The organism is Streptomyces sp. 8L (genome assembly GCF_020176795.1).
In the GTDB taxonomy this organism is placed as follows: Bacteria; Actinomycetota; Actinomycetes; order Streptomycetales; family Streptomycetaceae; genus Streptomyces.
On the sequence record NZ_JAIUKE010000778.1, the window covers coordinates 1 to 2,675 of the forward strand.

The 2,675-nt window shown below is 69.2% G+C and carries 2 protein-coding genes; one reads left to right on the top strand and one right to left on the bottom strand.

Going from position 1 to position 2,675, the window contains the following annotated elements; translation table 11 throughout:
• The first annotated feature begins 173 nt into the window (after positions 1 to 173).
• Positions 174 to 1,640: an eCIS core domain-containing protein gene (locus LCE31_RS38600; protein ID WP_225022879.1), complete on the top strand. Its 1,467-nt coding sequence runs from the start codon at positions 174 to 176 to the stop codon at positions 1,638 to 1,640.
• A gap of 426 nt (positions 1,641 to 2,066) precedes the next feature.
• Here LCE31_RS38600 and LCE31_RS38605 read toward each other — a convergent pair whose 3' ends face one another.
• Positions 2,067 to 2,381 carry a hypothetical protein gene (locus LCE31_RS38605; protein WP_225022880.1) on the bottom strand — a complete coding sequence of 105 codons (315 nt, stop codon included), beginning with the start codon at positions 2,379 to 2,381 and terminating at the stop codon, positions 2,067 to 2,069.
• Between the last annotated feature and the right edge of the window lie 294 nt (positions 2,382 to 2,675).

Here is a 2,675-nt window from a genome sequence, read left to right on the forward strand (position 1 = left end):
AACTCCAGCGGCAACGGCTTCGGACCAGGCATCGCCCCACCCTATAACCGCAAGCGAACTACCGACTCAGGACACTAGGTCCTCGAACTGTGCCCTCCAGTACCTTGCCATCGCTCTGGTGCGGCAGTTTGCTGAGGTGGAACCGATATGTACTATCTGAACAGAGAGGGCCTATGCATACACACCGCAGGGGCGCCGGGGCCGCGTCGCTCGACGCTGCGCGCCGGTCGGCGCGACCTACTGCACCGATCATCCCCCTTCTGGAACTGCAGCGCTCTGCGGGCAACGCCGCCGTGGCGCACCTGATCGCCACGCAGCGGCGCGAGCGGGCCAAGGAGGAGCACGAGCATGGCGCGGGGTGTGGCCACGACCAGCCCGTACAGAGCTCGTCCGTGCTCAAGGTCATTCAGTCCAGGGGCCGGCCGGTCGACCCGGCGATCAGGCTCAAGGCCGAGCGGGGCCTGGGCACCTCCCTCGGCGACGTCGAGATGCACACCGGCGCGGAGGCACGGCGCTCGGCGGCCGAGCTCGGGGCCCGCGCCTACACCACGGGGCGGCACATCGTGGTGGGCGATGGCGGTCACGACGAGCACACCATCCTGCACGAGCTGCGGCACACCTGGCAGCAGCAGCGGGGGCCCGTGGCGGGCACGAACAACGGAGGCGGGCTCTCCGTCTCGCACTCCGGCGACGCGGACGAGAAGGACGCGGAAGCGTGGGCGACGAGCATGCGCAACGCACCCGTGCAGCACACGGCGGACATTTCCGCCCAGGGCGCGCAGGCGGTTGTGCCGTCCACGACACCGGCGGTGCCGTCCGTACAGCGCGCCAGAGACGATCATCGGATCGTCACCGTCACCCGCAGCCCTTCCTGGGACAGCGACGACGACTGGATCGAGGACACGCACTCGCGCAACCCCCGTTACCAGGACAACGGCGTCAGCTACGTGACCGCCGATTCCATCGCGAGCGTGCCGCGCCGCCGGCAGCCTGACCAGAACACGCTGATGGGCGAGTCCGCGCGGGAGGCGGCGCGACGGTCGGGCAGCCGGCCCGCCGACTACAGCTGGCTGCACCGCCACTCCGCCTGGTCACACGGCAACCCGGTGGACGGCACGCCGCAGCGGCGCGACAACATGCTCGTCGGCACGCAGCAGACGAACATGCACCACCTCCGCTATGAATCCGCCGCGTCGGGTGCCGGTGCCGTCGAGCCCCGCATGACGTCTTCCGGTCGTCCTACCAGGCCCGTCCCACCGCGTTCCGGTGTCGACATCCTCGGCGCGCCCATCACGCAGATGGGCTCGAACGGGTACATCGGGCCGAACCAGTACGCCGAGGCCGAGTACAGCGTCAGGTCGCCCTACGAGCCGCTGGGAATGCGGTTCAGCACGAGGCTCGACCCGTACGACCGGCGCCCCGTCGGCGAGCGCGAGCGGGCCGGCGACCTGCCCTCTCGGCAGTCCGTCCACGAAGCCGGGGAGCGCATGTTCGCGCGGATGACAATGGGCGCGCTGCCGGAGTCCGAGCAGCCGCCGGAGTTCCGGCGATTCGAGGAGGAAGAGCGCCGCCGCTCCCGCAGGTCGGCCTCCCCGATCGACACCTCGCCCCGCAACCACCGCGGCCGCCCTCGCCGCTGACCGGCCCTCGCCCCGCCCACTCCTTTTGGGGTGTGGGCGGGGCCTTCGCGTTACTGCACGCATGGCGGGCGACAATCACCATCAAGCCGCTCGGCAAGAAGCAGATCACTGGTGACAGCAGTGGGACCGGTGCCTGACCTGCCGTAAGGGCTCTCCGGCGCGCGCGGCTCTGGGACCCCGTCGCCTCCGCGGCTGGACAGCTCGTCACCACCGACCGACGCCGCGTCCTCCGCCTCGCCCACCACTGGCCCCTGGGCCCGTGACTCACCGACGCCCTCGAACGGCTCGCCCTGACCAGCAGACTCACCCGTCCCTGCGGAAAGTGGAACGGCTGCGGGGAGGAGCTCGCCCCGTGCTCCGATCACCGTCTGGTGCTGACGGTGACCGACGCGTCATCCAACGTGGCGGCGGGGGCCGCTCGGTCGGTCATGGCGTAGCGAGGGCCGGGCGAAGAGCGACGGCGCCGCGAAGGAAGCTGCGCTTGGAATAGAAGGTCTGCTCGGCCGCCCAGCCGCGACTGGTGAGGTACTCACAGAGCCAGCTGTCGATCCGTTTCATCTCGATAAGGACCTCATCGTGGTCGTGGATGCTGCGCGAGCGGAGGTATGCCAACTCGCACGGGAAGAGCACCACTTCGGGGGCCGTCAGGAGCGCGCAGCGGTCGAGGAAGATGCCGTATACGTGTCCGACGCGCATCGACTCGCACTGGATGTCGTAGCGGATGCGCTGGAAAGGCGGCATGGACCCCTGCTTTCTTCAGGGCCCCCACCCCAGTTTTGCGGCCATGAGGGCCAGATGCCGGTGCAGTCCGTGCCCACCGGGTCGCGCGGGCACGTCAGCTACCTGGTCACCGGCTATGCGGCGGCGAGGGAACTCTCGGCGACGCTCGGCTCTCGAAGGATACGTTCGCGTTCTTCGCAGACAAGGGGTCACGGCGTCGGCTGCACGGGCCTTGACCCAAGGCCGGGAAGTTAGTGATCTGCCTTTGTTTGCAAGGCATTTGGTGTCCAGGTCGTGGCTGTGTAGAGACCGGGG

Excerpts from the sequence above, each read along its gene's own strand:
- LCE31_RS38600 (WP_225022879.1), top strand. The coding sequence starts at position 174 with ATGCATACACACCGCAGGGGCGCCGGGGCCGCGTCGCTCGACGCTGCG.
- LCE31_RS38605 (WP_225022880.1), bottom strand. The coding sequence starts at position 2,381 with ATGCCGCCTTTCCAGCGCATCCGCTACGACATCCAGTGCGAGTCGATG.